The organism is Acidovorax sp. AC410, from assembly GCF_979253235.1.
Window position 1 is genome coordinate 2,109,047 of sequence record NZ_CEEDCG010000001.1, and the last position, 20,116, is coordinate 2,129,162.

Annotated in this window: 14 protein-coding genes, 1 CRISPR repeat array and 1 riboswitch; of the genes, 12 read left to right on the plus strand and 2 right to left on the minus strand. The window is 64.6% G+C overall.

Going from position 1 to position 20,116, the window contains the following annotated elements; translation table 11 throughout:
* Positions 1-47: 47 nt before the first annotated feature.
* From urtB to cas2, 12 genes are all read left to right on the plus strand, one after another.
* Positions 48-962, plus strand: a complete 915-nt coding sequence (urtB, locus tag AC0IZS_RS09790; RefSeq protein ID WP_057266749.1) for an urea ABC transporter permease subunit UrtB — start codon at positions 48-50, stop codon at positions 960-962.
* Positions 963-1,005: 43 nt separating this feature from the next.
* Positions 1,006-2,211, plus strand: a complete 1,206-nt coding sequence (gene urtC / locus AC0IZS_RS09795) for an urea ABC transporter permease subunit UrtC (RefSeq protein WP_471635464.1) — start codon at positions 1,006-1,008, stop codon at positions 2,209-2,211.
* 27 nt (positions 2,212-2,238) lie between these two features.
* Positions 2,239-2,982: an urea ABC transporter ATP-binding protein UrtD gene (gene urtD, locus AC0IZS_RS09800; protein WP_145694307.1), complete on the plus strand. Its 744-nt coding sequence runs from the start codon at positions 2,239-2,241 to the stop codon at positions 2,980-2,982.
* Between the two features lie 30 nt (positions 2,983-3,012).
* Positions 3,013-3,702, plus strand: a complete 690-nt coding sequence (urtE, locus tag AC0IZS_RS09805; RefSeq protein ID WP_471635465.1) for an urea ABC transporter ATP-binding subunit UrtE — start codon at positions 3,013-3,015, stop codon at positions 3,700-3,702.
* A gap of 57 nt (positions 3,703-3,759) precedes the next feature.
* Entirely contained in the window at positions 3,760-4,989 is a 1,230-nt protein-coding gene (gene fmdA / locus AC0IZS_RS09810) for a formamidase (protein WP_057266745.1), read from the plus strand.
* Positions 4,990-5,004: 15 nt separating this feature from the next.
* Positions 5,005-5,373: an FmdB family zinc ribbon protein gene (locus AC0IZS_RS09815; protein WP_471635466.1), complete on the plus strand. Its 369-nt coding sequence runs from the start codon at positions 5,005-5,007 to the stop codon at positions 5,371-5,373.
* A 37-nt stretch (positions 5,374-5,410) separates the two neighbouring features.
* Positions 5,411-6,436, plus strand: a complete 1,026-nt coding sequence (locus AC0IZS_RS09820) for an aliphatic amidase (protein ID WP_471635467.1) — start codon at positions 5,411-5,413, stop codon at positions 6,434-6,436.
* 48 nt (positions 6,437-6,484) lie between these two features.
* The gene (locus AC0IZS_RS09825; RefSeq protein ID WP_471635468.1) at positions 6,485-7,240 is read left to right on the plus strand and encodes a hypothetical protein; all 756 of its coding nucleotides are present in this window, start codon (positions 6,485-6,487) and stop codon (positions 7,238-7,240) included.
* A gap of 17 nt (positions 7,241-7,257) precedes the next feature.
* A riboswitch (S-adenosyl-L-homocysteine riboswitch) is annotated at positions 7,258-7,353 on the plus strand.
* 29 nt (positions 7,354-7,382) lie between these two features.
* Positions 7,383-10,121, plus strand: a complete 2,739-nt coding sequence (gene metH / locus AC0IZS_RS09830; RefSeq protein ID WP_471635469.1) for a methionine synthase — start codon at positions 7,383-7,385, stop codon at positions 10,119-10,121.
* A 162-nt stretch (positions 10,122-10,283) separates the two neighbouring features.
* A complete protein-coding gene (gene cas9 / locus AC0IZS_RS09835) occupies positions 10,284-13,421 on the plus strand; it encodes a type II CRISPR RNA-guided endonuclease Cas9 (RefSeq protein WP_471635470.1) in 3,138 nt (1,045 codons plus the stop codon).
* A gap of 5 nt (positions 13,422-13,426) precedes the next feature.
* On the plus strand, positions 13,427-14,356 hold the full coding sequence (gene cas1 / locus AC0IZS_RS09840; protein WP_471635471.1) for a type II CRISPR-associated endonuclease Cas1: 930 nt from the start codon (positions 13,427-13,429) through the stop codon (positions 14,354-14,356).
* Between the two features lie 20 nt (positions 14,357-14,376).
* The gene (cas2, locus tag AC0IZS_RS09845) at positions 14,377-14,703 is read left to right on the plus strand and encodes a CRISPR-associated endonuclease Cas2 (RefSeq protein WP_366145936.1); all 327 of its coding nucleotides are present in this window, start codon (positions 14,377-14,379) and stop codon (positions 14,701-14,703) included.
* 71 nt (positions 14,704-14,774) lie between these two features.
* Positions 14,775-17,645: direct repeats of the CRISPR family, unit length 36 nt; unit sequence AGTCTAGATCACTGGGATATGCGCTCTGACCGGAAC.
* 112 nt (positions 17,646-17,757) lie between these two features.
* Here the strand turns inward: cas2 and fahA are convergent.
* Together fahA and AC0IZS_RS09855 are read right to left on the minus strand one after the other, a co-directional pair.
* Positions 17,758-19,029 carry a fumarylacetoacetase gene (fahA, locus tag AC0IZS_RS09850; protein ID WP_471635472.1) on the minus strand — a complete coding sequence of 424 codons (1,272 nt, stop codon included), beginning with the start codon at positions 19,027-19,029 and terminating at the stop codon, positions 17,758-17,760.
* 30 nt (positions 19,030-19,059) lie between these two features.
* Entirely contained in the window at positions 19,060-20,064 is a 1,005-nt protein-coding gene (locus AC0IZS_RS09855; RefSeq protein WP_471635473.1) for a Bug family tripartite tricarboxylate transporter substrate binding protein, read from the minus strand.
* Positions 20,065-20,116: the final 52 nt, after the last annotated feature.

Consider the following 20,116-nt stretch of genomic DNA (forward strand, 5'->3'; position numbering starts at 1 on the left):
CGCTGCATGGCCGCCCCCTTGTTTGCCGTGAATGGAGTCTGGCACCCATGAACTTTTCAGAAATGCTCAACATCGGCCTCATGCAGGGCTTTGCGGGCCTGAGCCTGTTTGCCGTGCTGCTGCTCATGGGCCTGGGGCTGGCCATCATCTTCGGGCAGATGGGCGTGATCAACATGGCGCATGGCGAGTTCATGACCATTGGCGCCTACACCATCTACCTGGGCTCCACGCTGGCCTCCACGCATGCGCCGCAACTGGTGGCCTACTACTTTCCCGTGGCCATCGTGGCGGCTTTCGGCTTTGCCTTCGCTGCGGGCTGGCTGGTGGAGTGGGGGCTCATCCGCCACCTGTACAAGCGCCCGCTCGATACGCTGCTGGCCACCTGGGGCATCAGCCTGGCGCTGCAGCAGTGCTTTCGCACCTTCATCGGCCCCAAGGAAGTGAGCCCCACCTTGCCCGACTGGCTGCTGGGCTCGTGGGCGCCCGTCGAGGGCCTCGATATCCCCATCAACGGCATGTTCGTGCTGGGCCTCACGGCGGTGGTCACCTGCGGCGTGCTGCTGGCGCTGCACCGAAGCCGCTGGGGCCTGCGGGTGCGTGCCACGGTGGCCAACCGCGTGATGGCCAATGCCACGGGCATCGATACGCAAAAGACCGACCGCCTGACCTTCGCCATCGGCTGCGGCATTGCCGGTGTGGCGGGTGCGGCCTTCACCACCATCGGCTCCACCGGGCCGACCTCGGGCTCGCTGTACATCGTGGACGCCTTCCTGGTCGTCACCTTCGGCGGCGCGGCCAGCCTGCTGGGCACGGTGGTCTCGGCCTTCGGCATCGCGCAGACCCAGTCCATCACCGAGTTCTTCCTGGCCGGCTCCATGGCCAAGGTGATCACGCTGTCGCTGATCGTGCTGATCCTGATGGTGCGGCCGCAGGGGTTGTTCGCCTCCAAGGTGCGCCGCTGAGCATCGATCGATTTCACCTTCCCGAGTCCACCGGAGTTCCTTCATGAATGCCCTCAAAGCCTGGATCCAGCGCTACCAGCTCGCCAGCCTGGTGCTGCTCACCGTGCTGCTGGCCGTGGTGCTGCCACTGGCGCTCGACATCTTTCGCCTGAACCTGGTCGGCAAGTACCTCACCTACGCCTTCGTGGCCATCGGCCTGGTCATGGTCTGGGGCTACGGCGGCGTGCTCAGCCTGGGGCAGGGCGTGTTCTTCGGCCTGGGCGGCTACGCCATGGCCATGTTCCTCAAGCTCGAAGCCTCCGACCCGGTCAGCACCAAGATCCAGTCCACCCCCGGCATCCCCGACTTCATGGACTGGAACCAGCTCACCGAGCTGCCCGCGTTCTGGGTGCCGTTCAAGAGCCTGCCGTTCTCGCTGGCCGCGGTGATCGTGGTGCCCACGCTGCTGGCCTTTATCGTGAGCTTCGCCATGTTCAAGCGCCGCGTGGGTGGCGTGTACTTTGCCATCATCACCCAGGCCGTGGCGCTGATCTGCACCGTGCTCATCATCGGCCAGCAGGGCTACACCGGCGGCGTCAACGGTATGACCGACCTCAAGACCCTGTGGGGCTGGGACACGCGCACCGACAGCGCCAAGTACATCCTGTACTACGTATGCGTGGCACTGCTGGTGCTGTCCATCGTGCTGTGCCGCTTCATCCAGACCAGCAAGCTCGGCACGCTGCTGCTGGCCATGCGCGACAAGGAAGACCGCGTGCGCTTTTCGGGCTACGACGTGGCCAACTTCAAGGTCTTCACCTTCTGCCTGGCGGCCGCGCTCTCGGGCATCGGCGGTGCCTTGTTCTCGCTGCAGGTGGGCTTCATGTCGCCGAGCTTCGTGGGCATCGTGCCCTCCATCGAGATGGTGATCTACGCCGCCGTGGGCGGGCGCATGAGCCTGGTGGGTGCGGTCTACGGCACCTTGCTGGTCAACGCCGGCAAGACCTACTTCTCCGAGAGCTTTCCCGACCTGTGGCTGTTCCTCATGGCGGCCCTGTTCATCGGCGTGACCATGGCCTTCCCCATGGGCCTGGCCGGCCTGTGGGAGAGCCACATCGTGCCCTGGTGGAAGGGCCGGCGCGAGGCGCTGCGCCAGGCCTCGGTGCGGGCCCCGGCACCGGTGGGCCGCCCGGCCGCAGACGCCGAGCCCGCTGCTGCGGCAGCGCGCGCCCCGGCCCTGCCCGAAGGCACCAGCAGCCAGAGCGCCTGAGCGCACCCCGCACCCGGAGCACCCCCCATGAGCAACACCGACTTCGCCCTGGCCGTGGAAGACCTCACGGTCTCGTTCGACGGCTTCAAGGCCATCGACGCCCTCACGCTGTACGTCGACAAGAACGAGCTGCGCGTGATCATCGGCCCCAACGGCGCGGGCAAGACCACACTGCTGGACCTGATCTGCGGCAAGACGCGCGCCACCGGCGGCAGCATCAAGTTCAAGAACGAGGAGCTCACGCGCATGGCCGAGCACAAGCGCGTGCGCCTGGGGATAGGCCGCAAGTTCCAGACGCCCTCGATCTACGAAAACCTCTCGGTGTTCCAGAACCTGGAGGTCTCGTATCCCTCGGGCCGCTCGGTGTTCGGCGCACTCGCCTTCCGCTGCACCCCCGCGGTGAAGGAGCGCGTGCAGGCCGTGGCCGACGACATCGGCCTCGGCGACAAGCTCGACACCGAGGCCGGCCTGCTCTCGCACGGGCAAAAGCAGTGGCTGGAGATCGGGATGCTGCTGATGCAGGAGCCCGAGCTGCTGATGCTCGACGAGCCCATCGCCGGCATGAGCGCACGCGAGCGCGAGCTCACTGCCGAGCTGCTGCAGCGCATCTGCAAGAACCGCGCGGTGATCGTGATCGAGCACGACATGGAGTTCGTCAAGCGCATCGCGCACAAGGTCACCGTCATGCACCAGGGAAAGATCCTGGCCGAGGGCTCGATGGACAAGGTCCAGAACGACCCCAAGGTGATCGACGTCTACCTCGGCCACTGACCGAACCACCCCGCACAGGAGCACCACCGTATGTTGGAAGTCAAGGACCTGTTCGTGGCCTATGGCCAGAGCGAAGCACTGCACGGTATCTCGTTCTCGGGCCGCGCCAACGAGACCGTGGCCATCATGGGCCGCAACGGCATGGGCAAGACCACGCTGTTCAAGAGCCTTATGGGAGTGATGCCGGTCAAGAGTGGCAGCATCCGCGTGGCCGGCCAGGAAGTGACGCGGGACGAGAGCTTTCGCCGCGTGGCCAAGGGCATCGCCTATGTGCCCCAGGGCCGCATGATCTTTCCCACGCTCACGGTGGAAGAAAACATCCAGACCGGCCTCGAAAACTCGAAGACGCGCGAGATCCCCGAGGAGATCTACGCCCTGTTCCCGGTGCTCTGGGACATGCGCCGGCGCAAGGGCGGCAACCTCTCGGGCGGGCAACAGCAGCAGCTGGCGATTGCGCGCGCGCTGGTCACCGACCCCAAGGTGCTGCTGCTCGACGAACCCACCGAGGGCATCCAGCCTTCGATCATCAAGGACATCGCCCGCGCGCTCAACGAGATCCGCAAGCTGCGCCAGATCACCATCGTGGTCAGCGAGCAGGTGCTCTCGTTCGCCATGGACGTGGCCGACCGCCTGTTCGTCATCGAAGGTGGCCGCCTGGTACACGAGACCGCGCGTGCCGACACCGATCAGCAGCACATCAAGGCCTACCTTTCCGTCTGACCCTCTCTCCCGTCTCTTTTCGTTCCCCTTCCACAACCATCCAAGGAGCAACACGCCATGGCCGATACCCTGATCAAGGTGGACCTCAAGCAGTCCCCGTACGAGAACCCGCTGGTACACAACCGCTGGCATCCGGACATCCCCATGGCCGTGTGGGTGGAGCCCGGGGCGGAGTTCAAGCTTGAGACCTACGACTGGACCGGCGGCGCCATCAAGAACGACGACAGCGCCGACGACGTGCGCGACGTGGACCTGTCCACCGTGCATTTCCTGTCGGGCCCGGTGGGCGTCAAGGGTGCCGAGCCGGGCGACCTGCTGGTGGTGGACCTGCTCGACATCGGCGCGCGTGACGACAGCCTGTGGGGCTTCAACGGCTTCTTCTCCAAGAAGAACGGCGGCGGCTTCCTCACCGAGCACTACCCGCTGGCGCAAAAATCCATCTGGGACTTCCATGGCATGTTCACCAACAGCCGCCACATCCCGGGCGTGAACTTCGCAGGGCTGATTCACCCCGGTCTCATCGGCTGCCTGCCCGACCAGAAGATGCTCGACGCCTGGAACGCCCGCGAAGCCGAGCTGATCGCCACCGACCCCGACCGCGTGCCCGGCCTGGCGAACCCGCCCAATGGCGTGACGGCCCACATGGGCAAGCTGCAGGGCGAGGCCAAGGCCAAGGCCGCCGCCGAGGGCGCGCGCACCGTGCCGCCGCGTGAGCATGGCGGCAACTGCGACATCAAGGACCTCTCGCGTGGCTCCAAGGTGTACTTCCCGGTCTACGTGGAAGGCGCGGGCCTGTCGGTGGGCGACCTGCACTTCAGCCAGGGCGACGGCGAAATCACCTTCTGCGGCGCCATCGAGATGGCCGGCTGGGTGCACATGAAGGTCAGCCTGATCAAGGGCGGCATGGCCAAGTACGGCATCAAGAACCCGATCTTCAAGCCCAGCCCGGTCACCCCCAACTACAAGGACTACCTGATCTTCGAAGGCATCTCGGTCGACGAATCGGGCAAGCAGCACTACCTGGACGTCACGGTGGCCTACCGCCAGGCCTGCCTGAACGCCATCGAGTACCTGAAAAAGTTCGGCTACAGCGGCGCGCAGGCCTATTCCATCCTGGGCACGGCCCCCGTGCAGGGCCACATCAGCGGCGTGGTGGACGTGCCCAACGCCTGCGCCACGCTGTGGCTGCCCACGGAAATCTTCGACTTCGACATCAACCCCACCGCCGCCGGCCCAGTGAAGATGCTCGACGGCAGCATCGACATGCCGATCTCGCAAGACAAGTAGCAAGGCAGGCCCCCCATGCCCACCTACGACTACGCCTGCGCCGACTGCGGCAACTTCGATGCGCTGCGCAGCGTCGCCCTGCGCAACGAGCCCTGCGCCTGCCCCGCCTGCGGGGCGGCCGCGGCGCGTGTGTTCGCGCACGCACCGCACCTGGCCTGCGTGAGCCCCGAGCAGCGCCGCGCGCACGACACCAACGAGCGTGCCCAGCACGCCCCGCGCTCATCCTCGCGCGACGGCGATGCCGGCAGCTACGGCCGGCTGCGCCACCCCTCGGGGTGTGGCTGCTGCAGTGGCGGGGGCACTACCAAGCGCGGCGGGACGGTCACGGCACCGAATGGCGCCAAGACTTTTCCCACCAAAAGGCCCTGGATGATCAGCCATTGACGCTGGCCACCGAGTACCGATCCAAGGAGAACACGCCATGATCCACGGCGATATTTCGAGCAGCAAGGACACCGTCGGCGTCGCGGTGGTCAACTACAAGATGCCGCGCCTGCACACCCAGGCCGACGTGCTGGACAACGCGCGCAAGATCGCCGACATGCTGGTCGGCATGAAGACCGGTCTGCCGGGCATGGACCTCGCCATCTTCCCCGAGTACAGCACCCACGGCATCATGTACGACCGCCAGGAGATGATGGACACCGCCACCACCATTCCCGGCCCGGAGACGGAAATCTTCGCGGCTGCGTGCCGCAAGGCCAAGGTCTGGGGTGTGTTCTCGCTGACCGGTGAGCGGCATGAAGAGCACCCCCGGAAAATGCCGTACAACACCCTGATCCTCATGAACGACCAGGGCGAGATCGTGCAGAAGTACCGCAAGATCATGCCCTGGACGCCCATCGAGGGCTGGTACCCCGGCGACCAGACCTATGTGAGCGACGGCCCCAAGGGCCTCAAGATCAGTCTCATCATCTGCGACGACGGCAACTACCCCGAGATTTGGCGCGACTGCGCGATGAAGGGCGCCGAGCTCATCGTGCGCTGCCAGGGCTACATGTACCCGGCCAAGGAGCAGCAGATCCTCATCAGCAAGGCCATGGCCTTTGCCAACAACACCTACGTGGCCGTGGCCAATGCGGCGGGGTTCGATGGCGTGTACAGCTATTTCGGCCACTCGGCGCTGATCGGCTTCGATGGCCGCACCCTGGGCGAATGCGGAGAGGAGGAGTACGGCGTGCAGTATGCGGCCCTGTCCACCAGCCTGATCCGCGATTTCCGCAAGAACGGCCAGTCCGAGAACCATTTGTTCAAGCTGCTGCACCGCGGCTACACCGGCATGATCCATTCCGATGAGGGAGACAAGGGCGCCGCAGCCTGCCCTTACGGCTTCTACCACCGCTGGGTGACCGACCCCGAGGGCACGCGCGCCGCAGTCGAAGCGCTCACGCGCAGCACGGTGGGCACGGCCGAATGCCCTATCGAGGGGATTCCGCACGCGGAGTGACGGGCGGTTGCCAGGGCCTGCCCTGCAGTTGCCGATAATGCAGCGCACATGGTGGCGCCTGCATCTCTTCTTTCATCGTCCTTTCCCCTGGCCTGCGTGGCCCTGGCGGCCCTCGTCCTGCTGGCCGGGTGCTCCGCCCCTGCGCCCACCGCGCGCGGCGAGGTGCGGGGTGCGCCCACCAGCACGGGCGAGCTGGCCCAGTCCGACCTGAACCGCATGGCGACCCTGGCCATGCGCGACAACCTGGCCAGCCTGACCCTGCTGATGGACAAGCTCTACCGCCGCAACCCGGCCGAGTGGCGCAAGGCCGGCGCGGCGAGCCGCGAGCAGGCCATGGAGCAGGTGCGCGCCGCCATTGAACAGCGCCAGCCCTGGGCGCCGCTGCAGGGCCGGCGCGACATCACGGCCCTGGCCTTTGCACTGGCGCCCGAGTTCGCGGGCGACCGGGTGGCCGCCTTCATCGTCGCCACGGCCGACATGCTGGTCACCGCCCACGGCGGCAAGACCGAGTTCTTTCTGCTCGACTCGCTCGACGCCCAGCACCTGTACAACGCCGCGCGCAACGTCGAATCGGCGGTGTGGCTGCTGTCCCAGCGGCGCAATGCCGCGGGCCAGCCGCTGTTGTGGGCCGACGAGATCGGCCCCCAGGGGCGCAACCTGAGCTTCGAACGCGAATTCGGCAAGCTCATCGCCCGCCTGGACCTGGTGGCCGTGGTGGTGACCGAGAAGTACCGCCGCGCGGCCATCAGCTATGTGCAAGGGATCGTGGGGGGCACTTTCCTGCAATTCCTGCCTGTGCGCTGAGCAGGTAAAATCATGCCTCCCCCGAGGAGCGTTGCAGCGGATCGCCCAGGCACACAGATGCCGGCCGTTCGTCAGGCTCGGGGCCGACCACCCCGCAACGACGCTCACCTACGTTACTGAACCGATTGCGCAGGTGAGTCTGATGTCCGCCCTTCCCATGCCCCCCCTGAAGCTGTCCGGCCTGGAGCCCGTCTCCATTGGCGAGGGCACGCTGTTCGTCAACATCGGTGAGCGCACCAACGTCACCGGCTCCAAGGCCTTCGCCCGCATGATCCTCAACGGGCAGTACGAGGAGGCCCTGGCCGTGGCCCGCCAGCAGGTGGAAAACGGCGCCCAGGTCATCGACATCAACATGGACGAGGCCATGCTCGACAGCAAGGCCGCCATGGTGCGCTTTCTGCAGCTCATCGCCTCCGAGCCCGACATCGCGCGCGTGCCCATCATGGTGGACAGCTCCAAATGGGAGGTGATCGAGGCCGGCCTGCGCTGCGTGCAGGGCAAGGGCATCGTGAACTCCATCTCCATGAAGGAGGGTGTCGACAAGTTCAAGCACGAGGCTCGCCTCGTGCGCCGCTACGGTGCCGCCGCCGTGGTCATGGCCTTCGACGAGCAGGGTCAGGCCGACACCTTCGAGCGCAAGATCGAGATCTGCGAGCGCGCCTACCGGGTGCTGGTCGACGAGGTGGGCTTTCCGCCCGAGGACATCATCTTCGACCCCAACATCTTCGCGGTGGCCACCGGCATCGAAGAGCACAACAACTACGCGGTCGACTTCATCGAGGCCGTGCGCTGGATCAAGCAGAACCTGCCCGGCGCCAAGGTCTCGGGCGGCGTCTCCAACGTGAGCTTCAGCTTCCGCGGCAACGACCCGGTGCGCGAAGCCATCCACACCGTGTTCCTGTACCACGCCATCAAGGCCGGCATGGACATGGGCATCGTCAACGCCGGCATGGTCGGCGTGTACGACGACCTGGAGCCCACGCTGCGCGAGCGCGTCGAGGACGTGGTGCTCAACCGCCGCCCCGATGCCGGCGAGCGCCTGGTCGAGGTGGCCGAGACCGCCAAGAGCGGCGCCAAGGACGAGAGCAAGCGCCTTGAATGGCGCGGCACGCCCGAGGCCCCGCGCACCGTGGGCGAGCGCCTGTCGCACGCGCTGGTGCATGGCATCACCGACTTCATCGTCGAAGACACCGAAGAGGCCTACCAGGCCATCGTCGCCAAGGGCGGGCGCCCGCTGCACGTGATCGAAGGCCCGCTGATGGACGGCATGAACGTCGTGGGCGACCTGTTCGGCGCCGGCAAGATGTTTCTGCCCCAGGTGGTGAAAAGCGCGCGCGTGATGAAGTCCGCCGTGGCCCACCTCATCCCTTACATCGAGGAAGAAAAGCGCCTGGACGAGCTGGCCGGGCGCGACGTGCGCAGCAAGGGCAAGATCATCATCGCCACCGTCAAGGGCGATGTGCATGACATCGGCAAGAACATCGTCACCGTCGTGCTCCAGTGCAACAACTTCGAGGTGGTGAACATGGGCGTGATGGTGCCCTGCCACGAGATCCTGGCGCGCGCCAAGGTCGAGGGGGCCGACATCGTGGGCCTGTCGGGCCTGATCACGCCCAGCCTCGAAGAGATGCAGTACGTGGCCGGTGAGATGCAGAAGGACGAGCACTTCCGCATCAAGAAGATCCCCCTGCTCATCGGCGGTGCCACCACCAGCCGCGTACACACCGCCGTGAAGATCGCGCCGCACTACGAAGGCCCTGTCGTCTACGTGCCCGACGCCTCGCGCAGCGTGAGCGTGGCCCAGAGCCTGCTGGGCGACGGCGTGGACAACTATGTGCAGGAGCTCAACGCCGACTACGACAAGGTGCGCACCCAGCACGCCAACAAGAAGCAGACCCCGCTGTGGTCGCTGGCCAAGGTCCGCGCCAACAGGACGCCTGTGGACTGGGCCGCATACCAGCCCACCGTGCCGCGCGCACTGGGCCGGCGCGTGTTCAAGAACTTCGACCTGGCCGAGCTCGCGCGCTACATCGACTGGGGCCCGTTCTTCCAGACCTGGGACCTGGCCGGCCCCTATCCCGCCATCCTGACCGACGAGGTGGTGGGCGTGGAGGCCACGCGCGTGTTCGCCGATGCGCAGGCCATGCTGAAAAAGATCATCGAGGGCCGCTGGCTCACCGCCAGCGGCGTGATGGGCCTGTACCCGGCCAACAGCGTGAATGACGACGACATCGAGTTCTACACCGACGAAACCCGCACCGAGGTCGCCATGACCTGGTACGGCATGCGCCAGCAGACCGAAAAGCACGTCATCGACGGCGTGACCCGCCCCAGCCGCTGCCTGGCCGACTTTGTTGCGCCCAAATCGAGCGGCGTCGCCGACTATGCGGGCATGTTCGCCGTGACGGCGGGCCTGGGCATCGAGAAGAAGGAAAAGGCCTTCATCGACGCGCTCGACGACTATTCCGCGATCCTGTTCAAGAGCCTGGCCGACCGCCTGGCCGAGGCATTTGCCGAGTGCCTGCACCAGCGCGTGCGCACCGACCTGTGGGGCTATGCCGCAGGCGAGCAACTGACCAACGACGAGATGATTGGCGAGAAGTACGCCGGCATCCGCCCCGCGCCCGGCTACCCTGCCTGCCCCGACCACAGCGCCAAGAGCGAGTTGTTCCGCGTGCTGCAGTGCGAGGAGGTGGGCATGACCCTGACCGAAAGCCTGGCCATGATGCCGGCCGCCAGCGTGAGCGGCTTCTACCTGGGCCACCCCGAGAGCACGTACTTCAGCGTCGGCAAGATCGGTGAAGACCAGCTGCACGACATGGCCCAGCGGCGGGGCATGGACGAGGCTGTGCTGGCGCGCTTGCTGGCGCCTAACTTGTAGCGGGTTCTTGCCAGCCCCAGAAAGACGAAAGCCCCGCATGCGGGGCTTTCCATTTGGTGCATCTTTCAGCTTGTTAGCGTCCAGAGCGCATATCCCAGTGAAATATGTGGAGGTAATTGTAGCGGCTTGGGTTACAAATGGCAAAAACACCGAGAGGGACAAATGCCTGCGTCTTTGCCGTACCGACTTGCCCTGGATCTGGGATCCACCTCATTGGGATGGGCTATCTTTCGACTGGCGCCCAGCGGGCAACCCACTGCCATTGTCAAGGCGGGAGTTCGCATCTTCAGCGATGGCCGCAATCCCAAAGATGGCGCTTCATTAGCCGTGACGCGCCGCGCCGCCCGCGCCATGCGCCGCCGCCGTGACCGCTTGCTCAAGCGCAAGGCCCGCATGCTGGACCAGTTGCTGCGCCATGGCTTCTTTCCGGCCGATGCAGCAGATCGCAAGGCACTGGAGCAACTCAATCCCTTCCAGTTGCGCGCCAAGGGCTTGCACGAGGCACTGACCCCCGGCGAGTTTGCGCGAGCGCTGTTCCATATCAACCAGCGGCGGGGCTTCCAGAGCAACCGCAAGACCGACCGCAAGGACAATGACAGTAGCGCGCTCAAGAAGGCGATTGGCCAACTGCGTGAGCAGATCACGGCCAGTGGCTGTGCGACGGTGGGCGAATGGTTCTGGCGGGCCCGCATGCAGCAAAGGCCCGCAGGGGTGAAGGGCCAGGGCGTGCGGGCGCGCTACCGCGAAACCCCTTTCACCACGGACGAGGGCAAGAAGCGCATCGACAAGAGCTACGACCTGTATGTGGACCGCGCCATGATTGCCCAGGAGTTCGATGCACTCTGGGCTGCGCAGTCTGTCTTTCAGCCAGTCCTGTTCACCGAGGCCGCGCGGGTCGATTTGAAGGATACGCTGCTGTTCCAGCGCAAGCTGCGCCCAGTAAAACCAGGCCGGTGTACCTTGTTGCCCGACGAAGAGCGAGCCCCTTTGGCCTTGCCCAGCACGCAGCGCTTTCGCATCCTGCAAGAGGTCAACCACCTGCGCCTGCTGGACGACTCGCTGCGCGAGCTACCGTTGACGCTGGCGCAGCGCGATGCGGTGGTGGCGGCTCTGGAGGGCCGCGCCAAGCTGGGCTTTGAGCAGATGCGCAAGCTGCTCAAGCTCTCGGGCACGGTGCAATTCAACCTTGAAGACGAAAAGCGCACCGAACTCAAGGGCAACGCCGCCAGTGCCGCGTTGGGCCGTAAAGAGCTGTTTGGCGCAGCCTGGGCGGGTTTTAACACTGCGCTGCAGGACGAGATCGTCTGGCAACTGGTGAGCGAAGAAGGCGAGGGTGCCTTGATCGCCTGGTTGCAGCAGCACACGGGCGTAGACGAAGCGCGTGCCGAGGCGATTGCCAACACGGCCCTTCCCGAAGGCTACGGCAGCCTGAGCCGCAAGGCGCTTGCGCGCATCGTGCCCGAGCTACAGCGTGATGTGGTGACTTATGACAAGGCCGTGCAGGCTGCGGGGTTCGCGCACCACAGCGACCTGGGATTTGACTTTGACCATGGCACCGGCGATGTGGACCCGGTGGGCGAACGCACCATTGCGGCCACGGGCGAGATCCAGCCGCTGTTTGCTTTCAAGCAACTGCCGTACTACGGCAAGGCCTTGCAGCGCCATGTGGCCTTTGGCAGCGGCAAGCCCGAAGACCCCGACGAAAAGCGCTACGGCAAGATTGCCAACCCGACCGTGCATATTGGCCTCAACCAGGTACGCACGGTGGTCAATGCGCTCATTCGCAAGTATGGCCGGCCTACCGAGGTGGTTGTCGAATTGGCGCGCGACCTCAAGCAAAGCCGCGAACAGAAGCAGGACGCCCAGCGCAAGCAGGCCGACAACCAGCGGCGCAACACCCGCATCCGCGAGCGCATTGCGGAAACGCTGGGCATCAGTCTGGAGCGCGTGCGTGGCAGCGATATCCAGAAGTGGATCCTGTGGGAAGAACTCAGCTTTGACGTGGCCGACCGCCACTGCCCCTACAGTGGCCTGCAGATCAGCGCTTCCATGCTGCTCAGCGAGCAGGTGGAGATCGAACACATTCTGCCGTTCTCCCAGACGCTTGACGACAGCCTGAACAACCGGACCGTGGCCATGCGCCAGGCCAACCGCGTCAAGCGCAACCGCACGCCATGGAATGCGCGCGCCGACTTTGAGGCACAGGGATGGGACTACGACGGCATCTTGCAGCGGGCCGAGCGCATGCCGCTACGCAAGCGCTACCGCTTTGCCCCCGACGGCTACGAGCGCTGGCTGGGCGAGGACAAGGACTTTCTGGCCCGCGCGCTGAATGACACCCGCTACCTTTCGCGCGTTGCCGCCAACTACCTGCGCCTGGTATGCCCCCAAGGCGTTCGGGTGATACCGGGCCAGATGACGGCCATGCTGCGCGCCAAGTTCGGGCTGAACGACGTGCTGGGCCTGAACGGCGAGAAAAACCGCAACGACCATCGCCACCATGCCGTGGACGCCTGCGTGATCGGCGTGACGGACCAAGGCCTGATGCAGCGCTTTGCCAGCGCCAGCGCCCAGGCGCGCGAAGGTTACCTTCCGCGCTTGGTGGAAGACATGCCCCTGCCCTGGCCCACTTACCGTGACCATGTGGAGCGGGCTGTGCGCCACATCTGGGTCAGCCACCGGCCTGACCATGGCTTCGAGGGCGCCATGATGGAAGAGACTTCCTATGGCATCCGAAAGGACGGCCGCATCAAGCAGCGGCGCAAGGCCGATGGCAGTGCGGGCCGCGAGGTCACCAACCTGATCCGTATTGCAGAACCAGGCCAGCCAGCACGCCATGGCGTGGATGCCGATGGGCGGCCACTGCCTTACAAGGGCTATGTGGGTGGCAGCAATTACTGCATCGAAATCACGGTGAACGACAAGGGCAAGTGGGAGGGCGACGTGATTTCGACCTTCGATGCCTATCGCATTGTGCGGGCATCAAGTTGGACACAGTTGCGCAATCCATCGGTAGGACAGAACGGACGGCCATTGGTGATGCGCCTGGTCATTGGAGACAGTGTTCGATTGAAGGCGGAGGGAGTTGCCAAGACGATGCGGATCGTCAAAGTGAATGGAAACAATGGGCAAGTGTTCATGGCTTCTGTGCACGAGGCCAATGTGGACGCCCGAAACAGTGACAAGCAGGATGCATTTGGGTACACGTCCAAATACGCTGGCTCCATGCAGAAGGCCGAGGCCCGCCAAGTCACCATTTCTCCCGTTGGCGAGCTGTCTGACCGAGGTTTCAAGGGCTGAGCACCATGATCGGCCGCATTGTCGAAATCGAAGACGATAGGCGGCACCTCTTTGTGAACCGGGGCTTCATGGTGGTGAAGGACACCGAAGGCGAGCGCAAGGAACTCGGCCAGGTGCCATTGGACGACATCGCGGCGGTGATCGCCAATGCCCATGGCCTGAGCTACACCAACAACCTGCTGGTGGCACTGGCGGAGCGGGGCGCGCCCTTTGTACTTTGCGGCGCCAACCACAACGCCGTGGGCATGCTGCTCTCACTCGACGGCCACCATGTGCAGGCCAAGCGCATCGAGGCGCAGATTGCCGCAGGTTTGCCGATGCAAAAACGCCTATGGGCGGCGGTGGTCAAGTCCAAGCTGGAGCAACAGGCTGCGGCCCTGGAGGCCGCTGCTGCTCCAACGATACCTTTGCTGGCGCTGGTGGGCAAGGTCAAAAGCGGTGATCCCGAGAACATAGAAGCGCAGGGTGCGCGGCGCTATTGGGGCCTTTTGTTTGGCGCGGACTTTCGGCGCGACCAGGACGGCGACGGATTGAACGCCTTGTTGAACTACGGCTACACCATTCTGCGGTCGGCCACGGCCCGTGCCGTGGTGGCTGCTGGCTTGCACCCCAGCATTGGCTTGCACCACAGCAACGATGCCAATGCGATGCGTCTGGTAGACGACTTGATGGAGCCGTTTCGCCCGGTGGTGGACCTCAAGGCTTGGCAACTGCACAAGGCAGGCGAAGCCCATGTCACGCCCGACACCAAGCGCGCCCTGGTGCGCGTGCTGTACGACGACATGCAGACGGCGGTGGGCGTGACCCCGGTGATGGTGTGCATGCAGCGCCTGGCCACATCGCTTGCCCAGGTCTACCTGGGAGAGCGTGTCAGGCTGGACTTGCCCTTGCCTGGTCTGCCCCTTTCGCTGGCGGGCAGTTTCGAGCCCGACTGACGTGCGCTGCCAGCCGCACCATGTTGTCCGGGTACCGACTTATGTGGATGGTGGTGATGTTCGATTTGCCGGTGGTGGAGAAAGCGGAGCGCAAGGCTGCCACGCAGTTTCGCAACACGCTGCTCGACCTGGGCTGCGAAATGAGCCAGTTCAGTGTCTACATGCGGTTTTGCACCAGCCAGACCCAGGTGGACACCTTGTGCCGCGCGGTGGAGCGCGCCTTGCCTCCGGGCGGCAAAGTGCATATCTTCCAGTTCACCGACAAACAATACGAGCGCGCAATCACCTATCGCGGGCGCACGAAACAACCGGCGCAAAAAGCGCCCGACCAATTCGACCTCTTCTGAACCATGGCGCGGATTTCTAGTCCTCTGAAAGCGGAAAACCTCTTGATGAATCAAGGGGTTACCGCGATCAGAGTCTAGATCACTGGGATATGCGCTCTGACCGGAACGGTATCTGCTCACTCAGTGGCTGCCCCAGGAGTCTAGATCACTGGGATATGCGCTCTGACCGGAACTGGCGTTGTCCGCAGCACCAGCACGGCGCCAGTCTAGATCACTGGGATATGCGCTCTGACCGGAACTCAAGCGAAGGGGTACCGACCACCGGGTTTAGTCTAGATCACTGGGATATGCGCTCTGACCGGAACCTGGCCAACCTGAAGCTGAAGCGCGAGAAGAGTCTAGATCACTGGGATATGCGCTCTGACCGGAACGTACCGAAGAAGCGCCAGGCTTCGTCGATGAGTCTAGATCACTGGGATATGCGCTCTGACCGGAACCGATGCCCGTCCCCTATGACGTGGCCGTAAAGTCTAGATCACTGGGATATGCGCTCTGACCGGAACTGGCGATCGGTGCGGGCTGCTCTTCCAGAGAGTCTAGATCACTGGGATATGCGCTCTGACCGGAACGGCGCTTGCCTCACGCAGCAGCAGCACTCCAGTCTAGATCACTGGGATATGCGCTCTGACCGGAACAGGCAGGGTGGACGGGCAGCGACCAGTGCGAGTCTAGATCACTGGGATATGCGCTCTGACCGGAACCAGGGATGGCCAGGGGAAGCCATCCGAGGGAGTCTAGATCACTGGGATATGCGCTCTGACCGGAACAGGCGCTCTCGGATCGACTTGAGGTTATGCAGTCTAGATCACTGGGATATGCGCTCTGACCGGAACCCATGGTCATTAACACCGTGGTCAACATGAGTCTAGATCACTGGGATATGCGCTCTGACCGGAACCCATATGCAGCGCCACGTGTTCCGACAGTTAGTCTAGATCACTGGGATATGCGCTCTGACCGGAACTGGAGGTGTTGAAAGAGCAGCGCCGCCGCCAGTCTAGATCACTGGGATATGCGCTCTGACCGGAACACGTGCGACAACTGCGGCGACGTTATCGAAGTCTAGATCACTGGGATATGCGCTCTGACCGGAACCCAGGCCAGAAGCGGCAGCGTACTCGTCGTAGTCTAGATCACTGGGATATGCGCTCTGACCGGAACTGCAGTGTGCCGCCTTGACCATTGGTGGAAGTCTAGATCACTGGGATATGCGCTCTGACCGGAACTCAATGTTCGTGACGACGCGACGCCCCTTGAGTCTAGATCACTGGGATATGCGCTCTGACCGGAACGGCCCCAATCGACGGTTTCACCTTCGCCATAGTCTAGATCACTGGGATATGCGCTCTGACCGGAACGCGCGCAAGCTGTGCATATCCGCGCGGCCCAGTCTAGATCACTGGGATATGCGCTCTGACCGGAACCATGAACGTTGCCGAATTCATCGAAGCGTTAGTCTAGATCACTGGGATATGCGCTCTGACCGGAACTACGTTTTCGAACACCCGGGCAATCTGGGCAGTCTAGATCACTGGGATATGCGCTCTGACCGGAACGCAATGGTGTCGTCGTTGTAGTAGGGCATAAGTCTAGATCACTGGGATATGCGCTCTGACCGGAACCATCGGGAGGGCGTCTACGATGGTGTCTGAAGTCTAGATCACTGGGATATGCGCTCTGACCGGAACTGGCAGCTACTCGCCTCGCAATCACCCGCGAGTCTAGATCACTGGGATATGCGCTCTGACCGGAACTGCCTCGCCGTCCAGCATTCTGACCAGATGAGTCTAGATCACTGGGATATGCGCTCTGACCGGAACCGGATTGGCGCCTGGCTGGTCGGATCGTCAAGTCTAGATCACTGGGATATGCGCTCTGACCGGAACTGGACCTGGCCAACTTCCTCGCGCCTGCATAGTCTAGATCACTGGGATATGCGCTCTGACCGGAACAGCAAGACCCTGTTTACGACCCGCTGGGGCAGTCTAGATCACTGGGATATGCGCTCTGACCGGAACTACACCGTCAACCCTGCGCGGCCGGCGTTTAGTCTAGATCACTGGGATATGCGCTCTGACCGGAACCCCGCAGCCCCCGCCAGATCATGCGCTGGTAGTCTAGATCACTGGGATATGCGCTCTGACCGGAACACCGCCGCTTCGTGCCCCTGCTCGCCGGCAGTCTAGATCACTGGGATATGCGCTCTGACCGGAACAGCCAGCGCAGGCAGGGGCGGACAGGGCGGAGTCTAGATCACTGGGATATGCGCTCTGACCGGAACAGCGGCGCCATGGTCGAGGCCATCCCCCAGAGTCTAGATCACTGGGATATGCGCTCTGACCGGAACTCGGCCGCGCGCCAGCACCAGCGCCCGCTGAGTCTAGATCACTGGGATATGCGCTCTGACCGGAACAAGCTCCACATCGCTTCGGCCCTCTGCCTCAGTCTAGATCACTGGGATATGCGCTCTGACCGGAACGCGGCGCCGTTGGACCACTGCAGCACGATGAGTCTAGATCACTGGGATATGCGCTCTGACCGGAACCCTGCGCGGGCTTGGCCACATCGTCACCCAAGTCTAGATCACTGGGATATGCGCTCTGACCGGAACCGGCGCCTTCGCCCCAGCACTGCACATAGCAGTCTAGATCACTGGGATATGCGCTCTGACCGGAACTCAAGGTCATGACGCTGTTGCGCGCGACTGAGTCTAGATCACTGGGATATGCGCTCTGACCGGAACACCTCATTGGAGCAAGACATGCACCACACAAGTCTAGATCACTGGGATATGCGCTCTGACCGGAACAAGGGGGCGGGGAAGGGGTTAGGCCTCGTTAGTCTAGATCACTGGGATATGCGCTCTGACCGGAACGGTGGGGTAGGGGTGCTGGGGGCGGTGATGCAGTATAGATCACTGGGATATGCGCTCTGGCCGGAACAGGACCCTCACAACAAAGGAGGAGACCCTCCGTCTAGATCACTGGAATCCGACCGCTAAAGAAGCAAAGCAAGCCCAAGCAGTTGCAACGGCTTGCCTCGCGCGTCCGTCCCTCAGCCCACGATGGTCCCACTCACCTCACCGAGCCCGATGCGCACCGCGCCTTCGCGCTCGCACCAGCCTTTGAGGATCAGCGTGTCCCCGTCTTCGAGGAAGCTGCGCTGCTCGCCATTCGGCAGCGTGACGGGTTGCTTGCCGCCGCCGGTCAGCTCCAGCAGCGAGCCGGCTTCGCTGGCCTCGGGGCCCGAGAGCGTGCCCGATCCCATCAGGTCGCCCGGCTGCAGGTTGCAGCCGTTCACCGTGTGGTGCGCCACCAGCTGCGCGGGCGTCCAGTACGCGGCGCGCTGGGTGTTGGTCAGGGCCAGGCGCACAGGGGGCTCGCCGGCTTCGCGCATGCGGGCGGTCTGCAGCAGCACCTCCAGCGCGATGGTGAAGGCTCCCTGGGCGCGGTTGCCGGGCGAGTCGAGGTAGGGCAGGGGCTGCGGGTCCGCCGCGTCACGCTCGAACGGCGCGCGGAACGGTGCCAGCGCCTCCATGGTCACGACCCAGGGAGAGAGCGTGCTGGCGAAGTTCTTCGACAGGAAGGGGCCGAGCGGCTGGTACTCCCAGCCCTGGATGTCGCGCGCGCTCCAGTCGTTGAACAGGGCGACGCCGAACAGGTGCTGCTCCGCCTGGCCGATGGCGATGGGCTCGCCCTGGGCGTTGCCCTGGCCGATGAACCAGCCCAGCTCCAGCTCGTAGTCCAGCCGCTTGCAGGGGCCGAGCACCGGTGCGGCGGCCTCGGGCGCCTTGGTCTGGCCTTGCGGGCGCTTGACGCGCTGGCCGCTGATGCCGATGGACGAGGCGCGGCCGTGGTAGCCGATGGGCACCCACTTGTAGTTGGGCAGCAGCGGGTTGTCGGGGCGGAACTGCTTGCCCACCGTGGTGGCGTGGTGCACGCTGGTGTAGAAGTCGGTGTAGTCGCCGATCTGGCAGGGTACGGCCATTTCGGCCTCGCTCTGGGGCGACAGCGCCCGGGACCAGGCGGCCTGCTGGCTGCTGCCTTCGCGCAGGCCCTCGGACAGCTGTTGGCGCAGGGCCTGGCGCGCGGCTGGCGTGGCAGCCATCAGCGCGTTCATGTCGTTCGAGGCGGCGAGGCCCACGGCCTGCAGGTCCAGGATCTGGTCGCCGATGGCCGCGCCGATGCGCAGCGCCTCGCTGCTGCCCGCCTTGCGGTAGCGGCCGAAGGGCAGGTTCTGGATGGGAAAGTCGCAGCCCGCCGTGTTGGCGGAGGCGACCCAGCTGCGCAGCCGGGTGTCGTGGGTGGCGTCGAGGGTGGTGGTCATGGTCACGAGGGGATGAAAGAGAGAAAAAGATCAGTCGGCGCTCATCTGCGCACTGTGGGCGACCTTGCCCAGGCGCTCGTATTCGCGCCTGGTCAGGGCGTCGAAGTCAGCCACGCTGGCGCTGCGCGGCGTGAAGCCCGCAGCCAGAAGCTTGTCCTTGACGGCGGGGTCGGCCAGGGCGTCTGCCAAGGCCTTGTTCAGGCGCTGGGCCACGGCAGCCGGCAGGCCGGCCGGGCCGTAGACGCCGAACCAGGGCTCGACCGCATAGTCGGGCAGGCCGGCCTCGGCCAGTGTGGGCACGTCGGGCAGGGCCGGCGAACGCTGGGCGCCGGCCACGGCCAGGGCGCGCAGCTTGCCGGCCTGGATGTGCGGCAGCGAGGCGGGCAGGTTGTCGAACGCGATCGGCACCTGGCCGCCGATCAGGTCGGTGATCAGTGGCGCGCTGCCCTTGTAGGGCACGTGTACCAGGTCGGTCTTGCTGGTCTGGGCGAAGAGCACGCCCGCCAGGTGCATGGAAGTGCCGGCACCGGCCGTGGCGTACGGCAGGCCGGGGTTCTTGCGCAGGTGGGCCAGCAGCTCGGCCACGTTTTTCACGGGCAGGGCGGGGCCGGCCTCGAGCACGATGGTGGAGTTGCCCAGCAGGCCCACCGCCGTGAAGTCCTTGCGCGGGTCGAAGGGCATCTTCTTGTAGATGTGCGGGTTCAGCGCATTCGTGGAGATGGCGCCCATGCCCACGGTGTAGCCGTCGGGCGCGGCCTTGGCCACGGCGTCCATGCCGATGTTGCCGCCCGCACCCGCGCGGTTGTCGATGATGACCGGCTGGCCCAGGGTCTGCGCCATGTGGGCACCCACGGTGCGCGCCACCAGGTCGGTGGTGCCGCCGGGGGCATAGGGCACGACGAAGCGGATGGGCTTGGCCGGGAAGGCGGCCTCCTGCGCGGCCAGCGGGCCGGTGGCCAGACCGAGCACGGTGGCGGCTGCGGCGGTACACAGCAGGGTGCGGCGGGTGGTGTGGGGGCGGTCGAAAGCGGTCATGTTCGGGTGTCTCCGAGGATGGTTATAGGAATGCCGCCATTCTTGGCCGGCC

What these genes read in the sequence shown, in the direction of transcription:
- AC0IZS_RS09855 (WP_471635473.1), bottom strand. Translation starts at nt 20,064, where the DNA reads ATGACCGCTTTCGACCGCCCCCACACCACCCGCCGCACCCTGCTGTGT.
- urtB (WP_057266749.1), top strand. Translation starts at nt 48, where the DNA reads ATGAACTTTTCAGAAATGCTCAACATCGGCCTCATGCAGGGCTTTGCG.
- cas9 (WP_471635470.1), top strand. Translation starts at nt 10,284, where the DNA reads ATGCCTGCGTCTTTGCCGTACCGACTTGCCCTGGATCTGGGATCCACC.
- cas1 (WP_471635471.1), top strand. Translation starts at nt 13,427, where the DNA reads ATGATCGGCCGCATTGTCGAAATCGAAGACGATAGGCGGCACCTCTTT.
- metH (WP_471635469.1), top strand. Translation starts at nt 7,383, where the DNA reads ATGTCCGCCCTTCCCATGCCCCCCCTGAAGCTGTCCGGCCTGGAGCCC.
- urtD (WP_145694307.1), top strand. Translation starts at nt 2,239, where the DNA reads ATGAGCAACACCGACTTCGCCCTGGCCGTGGAAGACCTCACGGTCTCG.
- urtE (WP_471635465.1), top strand. Translation starts at nt 3,013, where the DNA reads ATGTTGGAAGTCAAGGACCTGTTCGTGGCCTATGGCCAGAGCGAAGCA.
- AC0IZS_RS09815 (WP_471635466.1), top strand. Translation starts at nt 5,005, where the DNA reads ATGCCCACCTACGACTACGCCTGCGCCGACTGCGGCAACTTCGATGCG.
- fmdA (WP_057266745.1), top strand. Translation starts at nt 3,760, where the DNA reads ATGGCCGATACCCTGATCAAGGTGGACCTCAAGCAGTCCCCGTACGAG.
- fahA (WP_471635472.1), bottom strand. Translation starts at nt 19,029, where the DNA reads ATGACCACCACCCTCGACGCCACCCACGACACCCGGCTGCGCAGCTGG.
- cas2 (WP_366145936.1), top strand. Translation starts at nt 14,377, where the DNA reads ATGTTGTCCGGGTACCGACTTATGTGGATGGTGGTGATGTTCGATTTG.
- urtC (WP_471635464.1), top strand. Translation starts at nt 1,006, where the DNA reads ATGAATGCCCTCAAAGCCTGGATCCAGCGCTACCAGCTCGCCAGCCTG.
- AC0IZS_RS09825 (WP_471635468.1), top strand. Translation starts at nt 6,485, where the DNA reads ATGGTGGCGCCTGCATCTCTTCTTTCATCGTCCTTTCCCCTGGCCTGC.
- AC0IZS_RS09820 (WP_471635467.1), top strand. Translation starts at nt 5,411, where the DNA reads ATGATCCACGGCGATATTTCGAGCAGCAAGGACACCGTCGGCGTCGCG.